The 20,292-nt window shown below is 69.1% G+C and carries 12 protein-coding genes; 4 read left to right on the top strand and 8 right to left on the bottom strand.

The genetic code is table 11. From position 1 onward, the window contains the following. Positions 1–51: 51 nt before the first annotated feature. Positions 52–1,491: an AAA family ATPase gene (locus ACWD0F_RS28820; protein ID WP_449880687.1), complete on the top strand. Its 1,440-nt coding sequence runs from the start codon at positions 52–54 to the stop codon at positions 1,489–1,491. 23 nt (positions 1,492–1,514) lie between these two features. Here the strand turns inward: ACWD0F_RS28820 and ACWD0F_RS28815 are convergent, their stop codons facing one another. From ACWD0F_RS28815 to glgB, 3 genes are all read right to left on the bottom strand, one after another. Then, positions 1,515–2,912, bottom strand: a complete 1,398-nt coding sequence (locus ACWD0F_RS28815) for a S8 family peptidase (protein ID WP_449880685.1) — start codon at positions 2,910–2,912, stop codon at positions 1,515–1,517. A gap of 183 nt (positions 2,913–3,095) precedes the next feature. Beyond that, positions 3,096–4,988 (bottom strand): S8 family peptidase, encoded by a 1,893-nt coding sequence (locus ACWD0F_RS28810; protein WP_449880683.1) that lies wholly within the window; start codon positions 4,986–4,988, stop codon positions 3,096–3,098. Between the two features lie 109 nt (positions 4,989–5,097). Then, positions 5,098–7,251: a 1,4-alpha-glucan branching protein GlgB gene (gene glgB / locus ACWD0F_RS28805; protein WP_449880681.1), complete on the bottom strand. Its 2,154-nt coding sequence runs from the start codon at positions 7,249–7,251 to the stop codon at positions 5,098–5,100. Positions 7,252–7,448: 197 nt separating this feature from the next. On the opposite strand from glgB, the gene ACWD0F_RS28800 reads away from it, so the two are divergent. Then, entirely contained in the window at positions 7,449–8,174 is a 726-nt protein-coding gene (locus tag ACWD0F_RS28800; protein WP_449880679.1) for a DUF4328 domain-containing protein, read from the top strand. A 10-nt stretch (positions 8,175–8,184) separates the two neighbouring features. Here the strand turns inward: ACWD0F_RS28800 and ACWD0F_RS28795 are convergent, their stop codons facing one another. The 3 genes from ACWD0F_RS28795 to ACWD0F_RS28785 form a co-directional block, all read right to left on the bottom strand. Next, a complete protein-coding gene (locus ACWD0F_RS28795) occupies positions 8,185–9,516 on the bottom strand; it encodes a maltokinase N-terminal cap-like domain-containing protein (protein WP_449880677.1) in 1,332 nt (443 codons plus the stop codon). A 3-nt stretch (positions 9,517–9,519) separates the two neighbouring features. Continuing rightward, positions 9,520–11,220 carry a maltose alpha-D-glucosyltransferase gene (treS, locus tag ACWD0F_RS28790; protein ID WP_449880675.1) on the bottom strand — a complete coding sequence of 567 codons (1,701 nt, stop codon included), beginning with the start codon at positions 11,218–11,220 and terminating at the stop codon, positions 9,520–9,522. A gap of 71 nt (positions 11,221–11,291) precedes the next feature. Beyond that, a complete protein-coding gene (locus ACWD0F_RS28785; RefSeq protein ID WP_449880673.1) occupies positions 11,292–13,379 on the bottom strand; it encodes an alpha-1,4-glucan--maltose-1-phosphate maltosyltransferase in 2,088 nt (695 codons plus the stop codon). A gap of 292 nt (positions 13,380–13,671) precedes the next feature. Between ACWD0F_RS28785 and glgP the strand changes: the two genes are divergently transcribed. Both glgP and ACWD0F_RS28775 read left to right on the top strand, forming a co-directional pair. After that, positions 13,672–16,254 carry an alpha-glucan family phosphorylase gene (gene glgP / locus ACWD0F_RS28780; protein WP_449880671.1) on the top strand — a complete coding sequence of 861 codons (2,583 nt, stop codon included), beginning with the start codon at positions 13,672–13,674 and terminating at the stop codon, positions 16,252–16,254. A 21-nt stretch (positions 16,255–16,275) separates the two neighbouring features. After that, positions 16,276–17,172, top strand: a complete 897-nt coding sequence (locus ACWD0F_RS28775; protein ID WP_449880669.1) for a MurR/RpiR family transcriptional regulator — start codon at positions 16,276–16,278, stop codon at positions 17,170–17,172. On the opposite strand, the gene ACWD0F_RS28770 is transcribed toward ACWD0F_RS28775, so the two are convergent. Both ACWD0F_RS28770 and ACWD0F_RS28765 read right to left on the bottom strand, forming a co-directional pair. Beyond that, a complete protein-coding gene (locus tag ACWD0F_RS28770; protein WP_449880667.1) occupies positions 17,135–19,054 on the bottom strand; it encodes an N-acetylmuramoyl-L-alanine amidase in 1,920 nt (639 codons plus the stop codon). The two genes, ACWD0F_RS28775 and ACWD0F_RS28770, sit on opposite strands and share 38 nt — an antisense overlap. A gap of 98 nt (positions 19,055–19,152) precedes the next feature. Next, entirely contained in the window at positions 19,153–20,130 is a 978-nt protein-coding gene (locus ACWD0F_RS28765; RefSeq protein WP_449880665.1) for a zinc-binding dehydrogenase, read from the bottom strand. Between the last annotated feature and the right edge of the window lie 162 nt (positions 20,131–20,292).

Genomic DNA, 20,292 nt, shown 5'->3' with positions numbered 1-20,292 from the left:
GCTTAGGACTATACAGCTAAGGTGTATACCTCTTAGCTGTATAGTCCTACCATGAGCAGTGTTCTCAAGCCCGCCCACGTCTTCGACCGGGATCGCGAATGGGCGGGACTTGTGCGGTTCGCCACGTCGTCCAGCCCTGATGTGCGGCTCGGCATCGTGAGCGGCAGGCGCCGGCAGGGCAAGACCTTCCTTCTCGATGCCCTGCTGCAGGAGGTCGGTGGATTCTTCTTCGCCGCCACGGACGAGACGGAGACCGCGGCGCTGGCCCGTTTCGGGCAGGCTCTGGCGGCACAGACCGGGGGCGGCAGATACGCGTTCGCCAACTGGGACGAGGCGCTGCAGCGGCTGTTCGCCGTCGTCCAGGATGGGCTCATCGTGATCGACGAGTTCCCCTATCTCTGCAAGGCATCCCCTTCTCTGCCCTCCCTGTTCCAGCACGCCCTCGATCCCAGGGGATACGCGCGGCAAGGCAAGTCGCGCCTGCTGCTGTGTGGCTCGGCCCTGGGGGTGATGGGCCGGCTGCTCGCCGGAAACGCGCCTCTGCGCGGGCGGGCGAGTCTCGAGCTCGTGGTCCGGCCGCTGGACTACCGGCCTGCCGCCGAGTTCTGGGGGATCGACGATCCGCGACTCGCCGTGCTGGTGCACTCCATCGTGGGCGGCACGCCCGCCTACCGCAGGGAGTTCGTGGCCGGGGACGCGCCTGCCTCGCTGGCGGACTTCGACGACTGGGTGACCCGCACCGTCCTCAATCCGCAGGTCCCGCTCTACCGCGAGGCTCGCTATCTGCTGGCGGAGGAGGCCGACATCCGTGACACGGCCATCTACCACGCGGTTCTGGGCGCCATCGCGTCAGGGAACGCCACCCGCGGCGGCATCGCCGGCCACATTGGCCGAAAATCTCCGGATATCGGGCATCCCCTGTCCGTGCTGGAGGACTCTCAGCTCATCGCCCGGGAGGCGGACGCGTTCAGAAAGGGCACCTCTCTGTTCCGGGTCTGCGAGCCGCTGATCGTCTTCTATGAAGCGGTGATGCGGCGCGAGTGGAACCGGCTGGAACGCGGACAGCCCGAGGCGGCGTGGCGCAATTCGCGGGCCACCTTCCTGTCGCAGGTGGTCGGGCCGCACTTCGAAGCCCTCTGCCGGGACTGGGCGATGTTCTCGGAGAAGGAGGTGTTCGGCGAGTTGCCGGGCAGAGTGGCCGCCGGCACGGTCGCCGACCCGCACAACCGGACGCAGATCCAGGTCGACGTGGCGGTTCTCGCCCAGGAGGAGCACGGCCGGCCGCAGCGGGTGTTGTCTCTCGGCGAGGTCAAGTGGGACAAGGTGCTGACCACTGGGCACGTGGATCGGTTGCGGCGGGCTCGTGACCTGCTGTCGGTCAAGGGCTACGACACCAGCGGCACGGTGCTCGCCTGCTACAGCGGGGCGGGCTTCCAGCCGGACTTTCCCGGCGACGTGCGCAAGGTCACCCTTGAGGAGCTCTACGCGTGATCATGGGGCTTTGAGGGGGAGGTTCAGGCGGCGGGGGCGCCGGCGGTGGCTCGTTCGGCGTCGATCCGGGGCGTGGTCATCGGGGTGCCGCCCGAGTTGTACTGGATGGCCGTTCCGGTGGTCTGCAGGCGCTGCAGGCTCTGCGCGACGGTGAAGGCCGGGTACGCCTGCTTCATCAGCGCGAACATCCCGGCCACGTGCGGCGCGGCCATCGAGGTGCCGCTCTTCACCCCGTACCCGTCGTCGGGGACGGCCGAGGTGACGTTCACGCCAGGCGCGAACAGGTCGAGCAGCGACCCCCGGTTGGTGAATGTGGCCAGTGCGTCGGCGTCGTCGGTGGCGCCCACCGTGACGGCGGTGGAGATGCAGGCGGGCGCGCTGACGCCGTTGGCGAAGCCGTTGTTGCCGGCCGACACCACGGGCGCGACCCCCAGCGACACCAGCGCGTCGAACTCGGGCTTGATCGCGGCGGCGCTCACGTCGCCGTCACAGGCCGTTCTGTACGGGCCGCCGCCGCCGAGGCTCATGTTCACCGCGGCCACGTTGTGGGTGGCGACCACCCGCGTGACGTACTCTAGCGCCAGCTTCTGGTCCGAGGTGTAGCTGAGGAAGCAGGGCGCCCCGCCGCCCCCGCACGTCTGCGCATTGTTCACCCGGCTGAAGACCTGGATCGCCAGCAGGCGCGACTCGGGGGCGACGCCGTTGGCGGGCGCGCCGGTGACCATCCGGCCCGAGGAGATGCCGGCCACGTGCGTGCCGTGGGAGCAGGCGTAGGCCCCGTTGACGACGCACTGCGGCGTCTCGGCGTCCGCCGCGCCGGGGCCGGTCTGGCTGGACTGGTTGTTCGGGCAGAGCGAGACGGTGCCGTCGCCCGCGCTGGAGGAGGAGAAGCACGCCTCGTCGGCGATCCGGCCGGTGAAGAACGGATGGTCCCGGTCGATGCCGGTGTCCAGAATGGCGACGGTCGTGCCCCTGCCGGTCCAGCCGGCGGCGTTCGCCCGGTTCGAGCGGATCAGGGCGGTGGTGCTGTCGAGGCTGGGCGCGCGCAGCTCGTCCTTGTAGACGGAGTGGACCCGGCCGTCGCGCCGGAGCGTGGCCAGCGTCGTGTCGTCCACCTCGGCGACGAAGAAGTGCGCCGACTGGGCCGATCCCGGGATGCGGCTGCCCGCCGACGCCCGTTCGAGGTCGCCGGCGACGGCCTCCACGCTCTGGCCGGGCTTGAGCTGGATGATGGAGCGGACCCGGGACTTCGCCTGGATCTCCGCGACGAGCGCGGGGCTGATGATCGGCCCGCCGTCGTCGGAGGTGTCGCCGCTCGGCGTGGGTCGCGCGGTGTCGGCGCGCAGCGCCGGGGCCGTACAGAGCAGGGTGGCGGTCGCGGCCAGCGCCGCGGCGCCGGCCAGCAGAGATCGAAGCCTCATGGGTGCCTCCGAGGTTCAGGCCGTGAAGCCTTCTCCGCTTCCGGCGCGAGTACAGACCGCATACCTCCCCACCTGTGACAACGGTGATGTCGGTGACGTATGGCACCAGAGAAACGTTTGAGCCCCTTTTACATCAATGAGAAAAGGCCGGTCACGAACGACCGGCCTTTTCGTGATATCGAGCTATTTAGCGGTTTTGAGGACGTTCTTCGCCGTCTTCTTCAGCGTCGCCGCGGACGACTTGGCGCTCAGCCGCACCTTCTCGGCGGCGGTCAGCGTCGTGGTGCCGTTCGTGCCGTGCGCCCAGTTCAGCCAGGCCGTGAGCAGTGCGCCGTCGAGCGTGCCCTTGCTGGTCTTGCTGTTCTTCAGCACCCGGTACGCCTTGCCGAGCGAGGACGCCTTGGTCACCTCGGGGAAGACCTTGCTCGACTTGCCGATCAGCTTCAGGTAGCAGGTGAGCGTGGTGTCCGGGATCGAGCCGCTGCTGCGGTGGATCTCCACGGCCCACTTCTTGGCCGACAACTTCTTGGCGGCCGTGCCCCGCGTGCAGACCGCGGCGGCCGGCTTCGGCGTGACGGTCACCGTGACCGTGACGGTGGGCAGCGGGATCGGCGACGTGCTGCTGCTCGGCTCCGGCTCCGGGCTCGGCTCGGTGTCGCCGGAGGGGTCGGGCTCCGGGCTCGGGCCGCTGCTGTCGGAGGGGTCCGGCTCCGGCGAGGGGTTCTCGATCGGGCTCTGCGTGGCGGTCGGCTGCGGGGCCGCCCCGGCCAGGGCCGCCGCCAGGTCCAGGCGCGGGGTGACGACCTGGGCGCCGCCCGCCTCGTACGCGTACGGCTTGCCGGTCGACTTGAGCTTGCCGATCAGCTCGGTCATCGGCGTCTCCGGCGCGGCCGCCTTCATCAGCGCCAGCGCGCCGGCCACGTGCGGGGTGGCCATCGAGGTGCCGCTGTAGACGGCCGTCTGGTTGTCCGGCACCGACGACTCGATGTCCACGCCCGGCGCGAACAGGTCGAGCAGCCCGCCCCGGTTGGAGAAGTTCGCGATCGTGTCGGCGCCGTCGTTCGCTCCGACGGCCACGGCGGTGGAGACGCAGCCCGGGTACGACGTGCCCTCGAAGCCCTCGTTGCCCGCCGCCACCACGGTCGCGATGTTCTTGGCCAGCAGGGCGTCGATCTTCGCCTTGAAGGGCGCGCCCTCCGCGCTGGAGTCGCAGTCGGTCTCGGACAACTCACCGCCGAGGCTCAGGTTCACCGCGGCGATCGGCTGGGTGAGACCCGCGACGTAGTCCATGGCCTCGCGCAGCGAGGACTCGTAGGCCACCACGCAGGAGGGGTCGCCGCAGAACTCCTCGTCGTTGACCCGGCTGAACACCTGCACCGCGACGATGCCCGCGCCCGGCGCCACGCCGCCCGTGCCGGCCGCGATGCCCGCGACGTGGGTGCCGTGGTCGCACAGGTTCACGCCGTCGGCCAGGCATTTGGCCGTCATGGCGTCCGCCGCGCCCGCTCCCGTCTGCGACGTCTGGCCGTTCGGGCAGAGCGTCTCGACGCCCGCCTCGACGACGGAGAAGCAGGCCTCGGCCACGACCCGGCCGGTGAACCAGGGGTGGTCGCCGTCGATGCCGGTGTCGAGCACCGCCACCGCCTGTCCCGTGCCGGTGTAGCCCTTGGCGTGGGCCTGGTCGGCGCCGATCTGGACCAGGTTGGAGCTGACGTCGGTCGGCGCGTACGTCCTGTCGCGGTGGATGGAGGCGACGCGCGGATCCTCGGCCAGCTTGGCCAGCTCCGCCGCGGTGCCTTCGACCACCATGAACGACTGGCTCTGCGGCAGGTGCACCACGTCCACGCTGTCGGCCGCCGCCTGCGTCGCCACGGGCGCGTTCTGGGCCGGATCGGTCAGCTCGACGATGGCCCTCGTGGTGCCGCCGTCGACGCCTAAGCCCTCCTCGACCTTGGCGCCGGCTTCCTGCGAGACCGTGGGCGAAGGGGTGGGCGCCGGGTCGTCCGCGTAGGCCGGGCCCGACAGGGGCAGCAGCGCCAGCACGATCGAACAGACGAGTAAGGGGCGAAGTCGCACGCGTCGTCCTCCGATGGGGGATGATCTCGGAGTTTAGGGCGATTTGCCCGACACGCACAGGCCCCCGCCCGAGTTCTCACCGAACTTTCAGCGGGGGCCGCTCAAACGTTCAGGCTGTCCCCTCGTGGGCGAGCCAGACCGCGCCGAGCGGTGGCACGCGCAGCGTCGTGGAGCAGGGCAGGCCGTGCCACGGCTCCTCGGCCGCCTCGACCCCGCCCATGTTGCCCACGCCGCTGCCCCAGTAGTCGTAGGCGTCGGTGTTGACGATCTCCTCCCAGCGCCCGGCGTACGGCAGTCCGAGCCGGTATTCCTCGTGCGGCCCGCCGCTGAAGTTGACCACGCACGCCACCGCCGACCCGTCGGCCGCGTAGCGGACGAAGGAGAACGTGTTCCCCGAGGCGTCGTCGGCGTCGATCCACCGGAACCCGTCGGGCGAGGAGTCCTTCTCCCACAGCGCCCTGGTCTGCTTGTAGACCTTGTTCAGGTCGCGGACCATGCGCTGCACGCCCTGATGCCCGTCGAACTCCAGCACCCACCAGTCCAGCCCGCGCTCCTCCGACCACTCCGAGCCCTGGCCGAACTCGCCGCCCATGAAGAGCAACTGCTTGCCCGGATGCGCCCACATGAAGGCCAGCAACGCCCGCAACTGCGCGAACCGCTGCCACTCGTCGCCCGGCATCTTGCCGAGCAGCGAGCCCTTGCCGTGCACGACCTCGTCGTGGGAGAGGGGCAGCATGTAGTTCTCGGAGTAGGCGTACAGCAGGGAGAACGTCATCTGGTGGTGGTGGTAGCGGCGGAAGACCGGCTCGTGCCGCAGGTATTCGAGCGTGTCGTGCATCCAGCCCATGTTCCACTTGAAGCCGAACCCGAGCCCGCCGAGATAGACCGGCCGTGACACGCCGGGCCAGGCCGTCGACTCCTCGGCCACGGTCGAGATGCCGGGGGTCTCGCGGTAGCAGACGGCGTTCATCTCCTTGAGGAACTCGACCGCGTCGAGGTTCTCCCTGCCGCCGTAGACGTTCGGCGTCCACTCGCCCTCGCGGCGCGAGTAGTCGAGGTAGAGCATCGAGGCGACCGCGTCCACCCGCAGGCCGTCGACGTGGAACTCCTTCAGCCAGTAGACCGCGTTGGCCACCAGGAAGTTGCGCACCTCCCTGCGGCCGAAGTCGAAGACGTAGGTGCCCCAGTCGGGGTGCTCGCCCCTGGCCGGGTCGGCGTGCTCGTACAGCGGGGTGCCGTCGAAGCGGGCCAGCGCCCAGTCGTCCATCGGGAAGTGCGCGGGCACCCAGTCCAGCAGCACCCCGATGCCGCGCTGGTGCATCATGTCGACGAAATGCCGGAACTCGTCAGGCGTGCCGAACCGCGCCGTCGGCGCGTAGTAGGACGTCACCTGGTATCCCCAGGATCCGCCGAACGGGTGCTCGGCCACCGGCAGCAGCTCGACGTGGGTGAACCCCAGGTCGGCGACGTACGCGGAGAGCTGCTCGGCCAGCTCCAGGTAGGACAGCCCCGGCCGCCACGACCCCAGGTGCACCTCGTAGACGCTCATCGGCGCGGCCTGCGGATGGGCCTCGCGGCGGTCGATCATCCAGGTGTCGTCCTGCCAGGCGTAGTCGGACTTCTCGACCACGGAGGCCGTCATCGGCGGCACCTCGGTCCGCCTGGCCATCGGGTCGGCCTTGTCGCGCCACACCCCGTCGGCGCCCAGAATCTGGAACTTGTACCGCTCGCCCGCGGCCAGCCCCGGCACGAACAGCTCCCACACCCCCGAGCGGCCCAGCGAGCGCATCGGGTAGGCGGTGCCGTTCCAGTGGTTGAAGTCGCCGACGATCCTGATGCCGCGCGCGTTGGGGGCCCAGACGGCGAACGCGGTGCCCTCGACGTCCTGGTGCTCCATCGTGCGGGCGCCGAGCACCTCCCACAACCGCTCGTGCCGCCCTTCGCCGATGAGGTGCAGGTCCACCTCGCCGAGCGTGGGCCAATGCCGGTAGGGGTCGCGGACCTGGTACGGCTCCGCCCCGGCGTACTTCACGCTCAGCAGATATTCGGGCACCTTGTCCAGGCCCGGGACGGTCACCTCGAACACCCCGTGGGCCTGGTGCTTCATGTCGTGGGCCGTGCCGTCGTCCAGTATCACGGACACGCGTTCGGCCAGCGGGCGCAGCGCGCGGAAGACCACCCCGCCCGTGACCGGGTGTGCTCCCAGCACGGAGTGCGGATCGTGGTGTGCTCCGCCTGCGAGGCGGTCGAGCTCTGTCCTCATCGGCATGCTCCCAACCCTGCCCTATGATGCGCGTCCATCCCAGGAACTGCCCGCTTTCACCGAGACAATCACCGAAAGTGCGAAATCCCGGGTTCATCACAAGAGAGTGCCGTGTCGGACAACTGAACCTTTTCGGGATCTTGACACAGACATACTGGTGCGCTGCTCGTTCCCCCCTCACTGAAAGGCTCCGGGCAATGCATCCGCCTCCTCCTGCCTATCCGCCGCACGTCTACCCGCCCCCGCCGCCGCCGTTACGCCCGGTCCGCGGGCCGGCCATTTTCGCCGTCGTGGCCCTGGCGGGCGTCGCCGTGGTCGGCCTCGTCGCCGCGGTGATCGACCTCTGGTACGCCGCTCTCGTGGACCGGCTGATCGAAGATCCGTCCTCCGTGCCCGACTCGGAGATCACCACGGGCGACCTCGTCTACGCGGCCTCCGGGATTCTGGAGGCGCTCAGTTACGTCCTCGCGGCGGTGGCGTTCCTGGTCTGGCTGTTCCGGGTCAGGTCCAACGCCGAGATCCTCTCCCCGGACGGTCATCGGCGGAGCAGGCCCTGGGTGATCTTCGGCTGGGTCGTCCCGATCATCGCGTTCTGGTTCCCGAAGCAGGTCGTGGACGACATCTGGCACGCCTCCACCCGCGCCGCCGCGCCCTCCAAGGGGCTGATCAACGGCTGGTGGGCGGCCTGGCTGGTGCACAACATCGTCACCAACGTGGCGGGGCGGCTGCTCAACAAGGCCGGCGATCTCGACGCGCTCGCCTCCGCGGCCCGTTTCGACGCGTTCGACATCCTGCTGATGATCATCGCGGCCGGCCTGGCGATCGGCGTCGTCCGCAAGATCACCGATGCCCAGGAAGACACCCGGGCGGCGGCCGCCGCCGGTGTCATGCCGGGCTCGCCCGGGATGTATCAGCCGTACTGAGCGCCGGGTGCTAGGCGGCGCGGGGGCGGAAGGCGGCCAAGGGGATGGGCAACCACGACGGCCGGTTGCGGGCCTCGTAGACCACCTCGTACACGGCCTTCGACGACTCGAACGCGCGCAACAACACCGCGTCCCCGTGGGTGATCACGCCGCCGCCCTCGGCGTACCCGTCGAGGAACGCGGCCCGGTTCCGATCCGCCCACTCCTGCGCCCGGGGCTCCAGCTCCGCCGCCTGTGAGTGGTCCGCCAGCAGGTGCCGGGCCGCGTAGTCGAACGAGCGCAACATCCCCGCCACGTCCCGCAGCGGCGACGACAACGCCCGCCGCTCGGCCAGCGGCTGCCCCGGCTCGCCCTCGAAGTCCAGCACCACCCAGTCCCTCGGCGTGCGCATCACCTGGCCCAGGTGGAAGTCCCCGTGAACGCGTTGCACAGGCACTTCGTCGGTGAGCAGCTCCACCTGGTGGTAGACCTCCTCGATGACCGGCACGTGCTCCCGCAACTCCGGCACCTCTGACACCGCCCGGCCCAGCCGGCGCCTGAAGCCCTCGGCCATACGCTTGACGTCGTGCGGCTCGATGACGTCCGTGGGGAAGGCCTCGGCCAGCTCGTGATGCACGCGGGCGGTGGCGGCGCCCAGCCGGGCGGACTCGGCCGCGAAGTCGCCGCCGACCTCGGCCGCCGGCGCCTCCGGCAGCGAGGCGTACAGGTCGCGCACGCTCGCCAGCGCGAGGTCCCAGCCGTCGTTGGCGGTGGACAGGAACTCCTGCATGAACGCGAGCGTGGTGTCGGTGCCGTCGAGATCCATCTCGATCCACCCGTACGGCTGCGCGATGTGCGGCGCGTCCCTGGCCGCCAGCGCCGTGACGATCTCCAGCTCCGGGTTGACCCCGGGGATGAGGCGGCGGAACAACTTGCAGATGTAGGCGTCCCCGTACACGAGGGAGGTGTTGGACTGCTCCGCGCCCAGCACGAGGCTGCGCGGGGAGGTGTCGATGGTGGCGCCGGGCACGTGGCGCATGCGCAGGCCGCTGCGGGTCTCGTGGCGGGCCATGCCGTCGAGCAGCCAGTTCGTGCGGTCGGGGTCGTGGACGGCGTCGTAGAGGTAGACGCCGTCGATCGTGCCGATCAGGGCGTGGGTCAGCCGGTCGGGGATCCACTCGCGCTCGCCCAGCAGGACCTGGTAGCGCTCGCGCGAGCCCTCCTGCCAGACGGCGATGATCAGGTGCCTGAGTCCGGGCGTCAGCTCGACGTCCGAGTCGATCGACAGTTCGTCGATCGCGCGCCCCTTGCCGCCGAACCAACGCTGGCGGCTGATCCATGCGACAAGGAGCTCGTCAAGCACGTCCTACTCCTCCTGGGTGATGGCCGGCGGGAGTGTGAACCAATAGAACCCATGCCCTGGAAGCGTCAAAAGATACGGAAGTTCGCCAATTGCCGGAAATGGTACGCCACCCATGGTCTCCACGGGAGATACGCCGACAAACCTGCGCAGGTCGAGTTCGACCGGTTGCGGGAAGCGTGACAGGTTGTTCACGCAGAGCATCCGGTCGTCACCCAGCTCCCTGACGAACGCGAGCACGCTCGGGTTGGAGGAGTTGAGCTCCGCGTAGCCGCCGAGACCGAAGACCGGGTGCCGCTTGCGGATCTCGATCATGCGCTTGGTCCAGTGCAGCAGCGAGCCGGCGTTCTTCTGCTGGGCCTCCACGTTGATGGCCTGGTAGCCGTAGATCGGGTCCATGATGACCGGCAGGTAGAGCCGGCCCGGGTCGCAGTCGGAGAAGCCGGCGTTGCGGTCGGGGTCCCACTGCATGGGCGTGCGCACGCCGTCGCGGTCGCCGAGCCAGATGTTGTCGCCCATGGCGATCTCGTCGCCGTAGTAGAGGACGGGGGAGCCGGGCAGCGACAGGAGCAGCGCGGTGAACAGCTCGATCTGGTTGCGGTCGTTCTCCAGCAGGGGCGCCAGGCGGCGGCGGATGCCGACGTTCGCGCGCATGCGGGGGTCCTTGGCGTACTCGGTGTACATGTAGTCGCGCTCTTCGTCCGTGACCATTTCGAGCGTCAGCTCATCGTGGTTGCGGAGGAAGATCCCCCATTGGCAATTTTCCGGAATTTTCGGTGTTTGTGCCATAATTTCGGATATGGGGTAGCGCGATTCCCTGCGTACGGCCATGAAAATTCTGGGCATAAGTGGGAAATGGAATGCCATGTGGCATTCGTCGCCACCACCTACCGGATCGCCGAAATATTCGACCACGTCCGACGGCCACTGGTTCGCCTCGGCGAGCAGCACCCGGTCAGGGAAGAGCCGGTCGACGTCGGCCCTGATCGTCTTGAGATACTCATGGGTCCTGGGCAGGTTCTCGCAGTTGGTGCCCTCCTCCTCGAAGAGGTACGGCACCGCGTCCAGCCGGAACCCGTCGATGCCCAGGTCGAGCCAGAAGCGCAGGACCTCCAGCATCGCCTCCTGGACCGCCGGGTTCTCGTAGTTGAGGTCCGGCTGATGATGGAAGAAGCGGTGCCAGTAGTACTGGCCGCGCACGGGATCGTAGGTCCAGTTGGAGGTCTCGGTGTCGATGAAGATGATCCGGGCGTCCTGATACTGCTCGTCCGTCGAGGACCACACGTAGAAGTCGCCGAACGGCCCCTCGGGGTCGTGCCGCGACGCCTGGAACCACGGATGGGCGTCGCTGGTGTGGTTCATGACCAGGTCGGCGATGACGCGCATGCCGCGCTTGTGTGCCTCGTCGACCAGCTTCACGAAGTCTCCCAGGTCCCCGAACTCGGGCAGGATCTTCATGAAGTCGGCGATGTCGTAGCCGCCGTCGCGTAGCGGCGACTCGTACAGGGGGAGCAGCCAGAGGCAGTCGACGCCGAGCCACTGCAGATAGTCGAGTTTGCTGATGAGACCGCGGATGTCACCGGTCCCATCGCCATTGGAATCGGCGAAGCCCCTGATCAGGACCTCGTAGAAAACCGCGCGCTTGTACCAGTGGGGATCGCGCGGCTTTCCCTCGTCGAAGGTGTTGGGAATGGGTGTGGAGCTCATGAGCCACTCCATGAGGTGCTCATGAGGGAGGCGCTGTCACACACGTTGAAGACTCCCCGCTGAATTCAGTTCTACCGTGGCGAGGCTCGTACGGTGAGAATGTGGGCAGGCTGGATATGGGGGTCGAGGCGTACATAGTTGCTCTGCCTCCAGCGGTACGACTCCCCTGACAACTCGTCGTCGACGACGAACTCGGCGTTCCAGTCGAGACCGATGGCAGGCAGGTCGAGCTCTACAGTCGCCTCGTGGGTGCGATGTGGATCCAGGTTGACGACCGCCAGGACGACGTCGCCCAGCCCGTGCCTTCGTGTGGCCGGGTCATAGGCGCCGGGCAGTCGTTTCGAGAAGCAGACGATGTCCGGTTGGTCGACCCCGTGGAACCGTAGATTACGCAATTCTTGCAGCGCTGGATGCGCTCTTCGGAACAAATTCAGGTGAGTGAGGAAAGGCGCGAGGCTTCGTCCTTCGCGTTCGGCCGTAACCCAGTCGCGGGGCTTGTACTGGTATTTCTCACTATCTAGGTATTCTTCGCTGCCCGGTCGCACCGGGACGTTCTCCGCGAGTTCGTACCCCGAGTAAACCCCCCAGGCCGGCGCGCCCAGAGCGGCCAGCACCGCCCTGATCTTGAACGCGGGAATGCCGCCCTGCTGCAGGTATTCGTGGAGAATGTCCGGAGTATTGACGAACAGGTTGGGACGCAGATAACACGAGGTCTCGTGGGAGAGCTCGGTGAGATAGTCCTCGACCTCGCTCTTGGAGGTCCGCCAGGTGAAGTAGGTGTAGGACTGGTGGAAGCCGGTCTTGGCCAGCGCCCGCATCATCGCCGGTCGGGTGAACGCCTCGGAAAGGAAGATCACGTCAGGATCGGAGGTGTGGACGTCGGCCAGCAGCCGCTCCCAGAAGCCCACCGGCTTGGTGTGCGGGTTGTCCACCCGGAAGATGCGCACACCGTGATCCATCCAGTGCCGCAACACCCGCTTGACCTCGACATAGATCCCCTCGGGATCCTTGTCGAAGTTCATCGGATAGATGTCCTGGTATTTCTTCGGCGGGTTCTCGGCGTAGGCGATCGATCCGTCCGCCCGGACCGTGAACCACTCGGGATGCTCCTTGACCCACGGGTGGTCGGGCGCGCACTGCAGCGCGAAGTCGAGCGCGATCTCCATGCCCAGCTCGCGCGTGCGGGCCACGAACTCGTCGAAGTCCTCGATCGTCCCCAGATCGGGGTGGACGGCGTCATGGCCGCCGTCCTCCGAGCCGATCGCCCAGGGCGAGCCGGGCTCGTCGGGCTCGGGGCTGAGGGTGTTGTTGCGGCCCTTGCGGTAGCTGGCGCCGATCGGATGGATGGGCGGCAGGTAGACGACGTCGAAGCCCATCTTGGCGATGGCCGGGAGCCGTTTGCCGGCGGTCTTGAAATTTCCGGACTGGGCGACGCCGAGGTCGGTGACGACGGCGCCCTCGGACCGGGGGAAGAACTCGTACCAGGAGCCGTAGAGCGCCCGGCGCCGGTCCACCCGGACCTTGTGCGACTTCGACCTGGTCACCAGCTCACGGAAGGGATGCGCCTCCAGCAGGCCGGCCGTCTCCGGAAGCTGGGAGATCGACAGGCGGGCCCTCGGGTCCAGCTCCTCGTCGCGCAGCGTGGCCGCGATCGACAGCAGCGCCGCCCGGTGACCACAGGCCGTGTCGCCGTTGCCGTTCTGCCGGGTCTGCCGGGCGCCGTTCTTCTCACCGCCGCCCGCGTGGCCGTTGGGGCACTCCGCCGGGCGCACGGCCTTGGCGGCCCGCTCGAACAGGCGGGCGCCCTCCGCGCACATGAGATCGACGTCCATGCCGCGCGGGATCTTGATCTCGGCATCGTGCAGCCAGGTGGCGATCGGATCGCTCCACGCCTCCACGCGGAACAACCAGTCGCCCTCCGCGGGCAGGCACACCTCCACCCCCCAGCGGTCGGTGCCGGGGGCGAGCTCGCGCATCCGTCTCAGACGGCCGCGCTGCCCATCGGGCGCGGTGAGCACCACGCCCGCGGCCACGGCGTCGTGGCCCTCTCTGAAGACGGTCGCCGAGACCCCGAAGGTCTCGCCGGCGACCGCCTTGGCGGGCCATTGCCCGCAGTCGACGACGGGGGAGATGTCCGTGATGGGAATTCGTCCGATCATCGCATTCAAGGGTTTGCGACGGCACACTCGGTGCCGCCGGAGGCTTTCCGTGGGCGCAGACTCCGCGACCGACGGCGGACCGCTGGAAGCGACCAACCGTGGCAGGAACGATCCTTGCACGTAAATTGTGGACAGCAGCGGATAGACCTCCCGAGTGTGTTCGCGGGAGTGTTAACAATCAGGAAAGTTGCCCCAATAGTCCCTCTTCATGCTTGTTCCCGGAAGGGGTTTGAAGAGCCTTCATGGGGGTGAAGGACTGAGAGGTCCCTCCTAGCCCGTAGGGTGCAGAAACGTGAGAGCTATCCGCCGGTTTACCGTCCGCACCGTCCTGCCCGCGGAGTTGGCCGCCCTCGGCGAGCTTGTGCACAACCTCCGCTGGTCCTGGCATCCAGAGACGATCGACCTCTTCGCCGAGGTCGACTCCGAGCTCTGGGATCAGGTCGGGCACGACCCTGTGGCACTGCTCGGCGCGGTCACTCCGGCCCGGCTCAACGAGCTGGCCGCCGACCGCCGTTTCCTGCGCCGCCTCGCCGACGCAGCCGATGACCTGCGCGAGTACATGACCTCGCCACGCTGGTATCAGACGCTGCCCGACAGCGCGCGCACCATCGCGTACTTCTCCCCAGAGTTCGGCATCGCCGCCGCGTTGCCGCAGTATTCGGGCGGTCTCGGCATTCTCGCCGGAGACCACCTCAAGACCGCCAGCGACCTGGGCGTGCCGATCCTGGCCGTGGGCCTGCTCTACCGCCACGGCTACTTCACGCAGTCGCTCTCGCCGGAGGGCTGGCAGCTTGAGCACTACCCGTCGCTGGACGCCGGCGGGCTGCCGCTGAGCCTGCTGAAGGACACCGACGGCGAGGCCGTCAAGATCCGCATCGCACTGCCCGACGACCGCGTGCTGCACGCCCAGGTGTGGGTGGCCTCGGTCGGCCGGGTGCCGCTGCTGCTGCTCGACTCCGACGTGGCCGACAACGACACGATCGCCCGCGACGTCACCGACCGCCTCTACGGCGGCGGCACCGACCACCGGCTCATGCAGGAGCTGCTGCTGGGCGTCGGCGGCGTACGCGCGATCAGGGCCTACTGCAAGATCACCGGGCACGCCGAGCCCGAGGTCTTCCACACCAACGAGGGCCACGCCGGCTTCCTCGGCCTGGAGCGCATCCGCGAGCTGACCGAGGCCAGGCTCTCCTTCGACGAGGCGCTGGAGGCCGTCAGGGCGGGCACCGTGTTCACCACGCACACGCCCGTCCCGGCCGGCATCGACCGGTTCCCCGTGGAGATGATCGAGCGCCACTTCGGCGGATCGAGCGCCTGGCCGACCGTGCCCGTGGAGCGCATCCTCGCCCTCGGCAGGGAGTCCGACCCCGGGCGGTTCAACATGGCCGTCATGGGCATGCGCCTGGCCCAGCGGGTCAACGGCGTCTCCGTGCTGCACGGCGAGGTCAGCCGGGACATGTTCAAGGATCTTTGGCCGGGATTCGACCTGGACGAGATCCCGATCGGGTCGATCACCAACGGCGTGCACGCGCCGACCTGGGTCGGCCGGGAGCTCATGGAGCTGGCCGGGCGCGAGCTGCCCTCGCTGCTGGAGCGGGCCCGTGGCTGGGAGGGGATCCAGAAGATCTCCGACGCCGACATCTGGCAGATCAGGGGCACGCTGCGGGCGCGGCTGGTCGACGGGGCGCGGGTACGCCTGCGCAGGTCCTGGCGCGAGCGGGGAGCCTCCGACGCCGAGCTCGGCTGGATCGACGACGCGCTCGACCCCGAGGTGCTGACGATCGGCTTCGCGCGGCGCGTGCCGTCGTACAAGCGGCTGACGCTCATGCTGCAGGACCCGCAGCGCCTCACCGACCTGCTGCTCGATCCGGACAAGCCGGTCCAGATCGTGATCGCGGGCAAGGCGCACCCCGCCGACGAGGGCGGCAAGAAGCTGATCCAGCAGATCGTCAAGTTCGCCGACCAGGCGGCGGTGCGGCACCGCATCGTCTTCCTGCCCGACTACGACATGGCCCTCGGCCAGCTCATGACCCAGGGCTGCGACGTGTGGCTGAACAACCCGCTGCGCCCGCTGGAGGCGTCCGGCACCTCGGGCATGAAGTCGGCGCTGAACGGCGGGCTCAACCTGTCGATCCGCGACGGCTGGTGGGACGAGTGGTACGACGGCACCAACGGCTGGGCCATCCCCACGGCCGACGGGGTCACCAACGCCGACCGGCGTGACGAGCTGGAGGCCGCCGCCCTCTACGACCTGATCGATCACGAGGTGTCCGACCGCTTCTACGACCGTCCTGTCGACGGGATGCCGCGGCGGTGGCTGGAGATGGTCAAGCACACCCTGGCCTCGCTCGGGCCCAAGGTGCTGGCCGGCCGGATGTTGCGCGACTACGTCGTCGATCTCTACACCCCGGCGGCCAAGTCGGCCCGCGCGTTGTCGGCCGACTCCTTCGCCGCCGCGAAGGCGTTCGCCGCCTGGCGGGTCCGGGTCACCCGGGCGTGGCCGGGCATCCGCGTCGAGCACATCGAGGCGGCGGGCGTCGGTGACACGCCCGAGGTCGGGGCCACCATCGAGCTGCACTCCACGATCGCGCTCGGCGACCTGGATCCCGGCGACGTGCTGGTCCAGGCCGCCTACGGGAAGGTCGGGCCGCACGACGAGCTGGTGCATCCGGCGTACGCGACGCTGACCGCGCAGTCGATGGACGACGACCGGCACGCCCACTACACGGGCGTGGTGCCGCTCGACCGCACGGGCGCCTTCGGCTACACCGTGCGGGTCGTTCCCCATCACCCGCTCCTGGCGAATCCCGCGGAATTGGGGCTGATCGCGGTCCCCGAAGAACCCGCAGGCATGACGAACGGCACATTGCGCTGAACGAGCGGCATAATCAGGACCGTGGACGACAGCGGGAACGGCCTGCGGGCTGACACTCTGGTGGCCACGGTCCGCGGTGTGCTGCCGTCCCTGACGCCTGCCGCCCAGACCGTCGCCCGCCTCATTCTGGAAAGCCCCGCGACGGTGGCGAAGAGCACCATCACGGAGCTCTCCGCCGCCTCGGGCACCAGCGAGGCGACGATCGTGCGCACCGCGCGGCTGCTCGGGTTCGCGGGATACCCGCAGCTCAGGCTGGCCCTGGCAGCCGCCGCGGCGCAGCCGGACCGGCTCGTGCCCGGCGACCTCGCCCCTGACGACCCGCTGTCGGAGGTCATCCACAAGGTGGCGCGGGCCGAGTCGGAGGCGATCAACGACACCGTCGCCCAGCTCACCTCCGAGCGGCTCGGCCTGGTCGTGGACGCCATCGTCGGCGCCCGGCGGATCGACGCCTACGGGGTCGGCGCCTCCGGCTTAGTGGCCGAGGACGTCGCGCAGAAGTTGTTGCGGATCGGGCTGTCCAGCCATGCCTTCCAGGACGCGCATCTGGCGCTGACCAGCGCGGTGTTGCTGAAGACCGGCGACGTGGCGATCGGCATCAGCACCTCGGGGGAGACGCCCGACGTGATCGAGCCGCTGTCACGGGCGAAGGAGGCGGGGGCCACCACGGTCGCGATCACCAACAACCCCCGCTCCTCCATCGCCGAGCTGGCCGAACACGTGCTGATCTCCGCCGGGCGCGAGACGGAGTTCCGTCCCGGCGCCCTGGCCAGCCGGATCAGCCAGCTCCTCGTCGTCGACTGCGTGTTCGTCGGCGTCGCCCAGCGCACGTTCGACTCCTCTCAGGAGGCGCTCGCGAGCACCAGGCGCGCCGTCAAGGAGTTCACCCGGAGAACGTCACCCGCACGTCGTCAGCCTTGACGTACATCACGCGGTGCCCGAACTGGATCTCCAGATATTTCGTCTTGCCCCGCACGACCTTGTGGTCCGCCAGGTCGAACGTGACCGCCCGGTAATACTCAGCGGGGGCCAGGCCGGCCAGCGTGTACTTCTCGCCCGCCGAGAACGTGTACTGCAGCGGGGTGACGGCCTGGTAGGGGATGCCCTCCGGGTACGCCTCCTGCTCGGGGTAGGCCCGGCCGTACACCGGGACGGTGGCCTTGCCCTCCTTGGGCGTCACGACCAGCCCCATGGAGGGGACGGCGGTCGGCGCGCTGGCCGGGTTGTGGAACCACGCCTTCTGGCCGAGGTACCACACGGCCGTCCAGTCGCCCTGGCGTTCGGCCACGGCGAAGCGCTGGCCGGTGCTGGCGCGGGCGCTGTGGTCGTACACGCTGTAGAGGGATTCGCCCGTGGGGTGCTTGCCGATGTCCTTGATCAGCGGGGCGTCCGCCCGCGGCTCGGTGCGCAGCCAGACGGTGTGGGCGGGCAGCGGCGGGCAGGCCGCCTCCCCGTTCTTGCGGTCGCAACCGTAGAAGTACGGCTTGTTCGTGGCGAAGTCCGGCTTGATCATGATCGAGCCCGACCTCGGGCCGCCGAGCCCGAACAGCGGGGCGCCCATGAGCTGGAAGTAGTGCGCCCAGTCCCAGAACGGTCCCGGGTCCTCGTGCATGCCCCGGACTGTGGTCGGCAGGGTGCCGGGGACGTTGTCGTGGCCCAGGATGTGGGCGCGGTCCAGCGGGACGCCGTGCCTGAGCGCCAGGTAGCGCACCAGCCGCGCCGAGGAGCGGTACATCGCCTCGGTGTACCAGGTGCCGCCCTCGGCCAGGAAACCCTCGTGCTCGATGCCGACGGACTTGGCGTTGATGTACCAGTTGCCGGCCTGCCAGGCGACGTCCTTGGTCTTGACGTGCTGGGCGATGTGGCCGTCGGAGGAGCGGACGGAGTAGTGCCAGCTGGCGCCGTAGTTCGGGTCCTGGTTGAGGCGGATGGACGGGAGGAAATATCCCTCCATGTCGTGAATGATGATGTAGTCGATCTTCTGGCTGGCCGGCCGGTTCGCCAGGTCGTAGTGGCCGTAGTCGTCAGGAGGCAGCTCCTGGTAGGCCGACGGGATCCACTCGCAGGAGATCTCGGCGGGGCACTCGATCCCGTCGGGGCGCACGGGCGGCCGCAGGCCCAGCTTCTCCAGCCACTTCTCGATCTTCGTCAGGGTCGGTACGGCGGGCAGCCTGACCTGCTCCCCGTCGTCGGTCGTCCGCGTGGCGCCTGCCTTGATCGTCGCGAACACCTCGTCGGCGAAGAACTTGGCCGCGCCGGACTCCTCGGCGCCCGAGTACTTCGCGACGGCGCCGTACCACTCGCCGGGGTCGTCGCTCAGCGGCGCGCCGATGGTCTTCTGGAAGTCGGCCAGCAGCGCCGCGCCGCCGCGGATGTTGGCGGCGTCGTCCGTGCGCAGGCTCTCGTGGCTCTCGCCGGTCAGCGCGGCGGCCCGCTCCATCGTGCGCAGGGACGCGGGGATCTCGGCGGGCGCCGGCACGGGCGCCGGTGCGGGCAGGGGCCGGGTCTCGTCACCACGGGCGTCCTCTTCGCCCTCGTCGTGGTGGTTGGACCCGGTGAAGGCCGCCGCGTCGGTCAGGTGCATGGGCCCGAACCCGGCGTCGCCGGAGGGCAGCCCGGCATGGGCGTCCCACCGGGACTCCAGGTAGGACACGCCGAGCAGCACGCTCTCGGGCACCTGGAACTCCTGGGCGGCCGCGGTGAAGGCCTGCTGCCGGTCGGCCGGCTCCTGGGCGGCCTGGGCCGCTGTCACATTCACTAAGGGCAGCAGGGCGACCACGCTGATCGCGAGTAGTCTGCGCATGAGCCACTCCTCGGGCTGGGGGTGCAGTGCAGCTCAGCGTCTCAACATTTTCCTTCGCAGGCGAGATCTTTGCGAAGATATTTTTCAGCCCTTAACGCTCACGGTACGAGGACCACCTTGCCGGTCGTGGCCCGGCTTTCGAGCGCGGCGTGCGCGGCCGCCGCCTCCGACAACCGGAACGTCTCCACGCCCGGCGTCAGCCGGCCCGTGGCCGCCGCGTCCAGAGCTCTGACCTCGTACGCCGGCTTGTCCTGCGGCCGGCCGATGAGGATCAGCAGGGCGTTGGTGACGGTGAGGCTCCGCTCCTTGAGCACCTGGGGGTCGGGCTGGAAGTCCTGCTGGGAGGCGTTGCCGATGGTGACGAACCGGCCGCCGTCGGCGAGCAGCTCGAACGCGGCCCGTGCCCGGTCGCCGCCGACCCCGTCCAGCAGCGCCGTGACCACGCGGCCCCCCAGCTCGTCGGCGACGGCCCGCTCCCAGGCGGGCTGGTCGTAGTCGACGGCCAGGTCGGCCCCGAGCTCGCGGACGGCCGCCACCTTGGCCGGGCCGCCGGCCGCGCCGATCACCTTGGCGCCGAGGCGGTGGGCGTACTGGACGAGCAGGCGGCCGATCCCGCCGGCGGCGGAGGTGACCAGGACGACGTCGTCGGGGGTCAGCTCGGCCAGGTCCAGGAACCCCAGGGTCGTGACGCCGGTGACGATCATGGCGACGGCCGTCTCGTGGCTCAGCCCCTCGGGCAGCCGGTGCACGGACGTCACGTCGGCCACCGCCAGCTCCGCGTAGCCGCCCGGCTTGCCGGCGGAGGTCACGACGTTCTGGCCGAGCCACGCGGGCGGGACCCCGGGGCCGACCTGGTCCACCGTTCCCGACACCTCGCCGCCGAAGATCGTCGGAAGCTCGGGCGGCGGCGGCAGCGTCTCGCTCGCCTGGCCCGAGCGCAACATCGTCTCGACCAGGTGCACGCCGGCCGCCTTGACCGAGATGCGCACCTGACCTGGACCGGGCACGGGGTCGGGGACGATCTCGTAGCGGAGGTTCTCGGCGGGGCCGAAGCTGTGCAGGACGACGGCGTACATGGGCTCTCCCGAAAGTCGTGGACGGTCGTCTCCGAGGGTGCAACCTCAACCTTGATTGATGTCAACGGCGCCGCTCTGCGGCCTGTGTTGTCCCATGTCGTGGCCTTCCAGACAACGATCAGTCTGCTACTGATGGTAGTGACACATGCACGATCGGTAGGC

It is taken from the genome of Nonomuraea sp. NPDC002799 (assembly GCF_053592075.1).
The sequence above is the reverse complement of the archived record's forward strand: the minus strand, read 5'-3'. Positions and strand labels throughout refer to the sequence as shown.

Bases quoted from the DNA above. Each gene is read 5' to 3' on its own strand.
- glgB (WP_449880681.1), bottom strand. From the start codon at position 7,251: ATGAGGACAGAGCTCGACCGCCTCGCAGGCGGAGCACACCACGATCCG.
- ACWD0F_RS28820 (WP_449880687.1), top strand. From the start codon at position 52: ATGAGCAGTGTTCTCAAGCCCGCCCACGTCTTCGACCGGGATCGCGAA.
- ACWD0F_RS28800 (WP_449880679.1), top strand. From the start codon at position 7,449: ATGCATCCGCCTCCTCCTGCCTATCCGCCGCACGTCTACCCGCCCCCG.
- ACWD0F_RS28765 (WP_449880665.1), bottom strand. From the start codon at position 20,130: ATGTACGCCGTCGTCCTGCACAGCTTCGGCCCCGCCGAGAACCTCCGC.
- ACWD0F_RS28770 (WP_449880667.1), bottom strand. From the start codon at position 19,054: ATGCGCAGACTACTCGCGATCAGCGTGGTCGCCCTGCTGCCCTTAGTG.
- treS (WP_449880675.1), bottom strand. From the start codon at position 11,220: ATGAGCTCCACACCCATTCCCAACACCTTCGACGAGGGAAAGCCGCGC.
- ACWD0F_RS28815 (WP_449880685.1), bottom strand. From the start codon at position 2,912: ATGAGGCTTCGATCTCTGCTGGCCGGCGCCGCGGCGCTGGCCGCGACC.
- ACWD0F_RS28785 (WP_449880673.1), bottom strand. From the start codon at position 13,379: ATGATCGGACGAATTCCCATCACGGACATCTCCCCCGTCGTCGACTGC.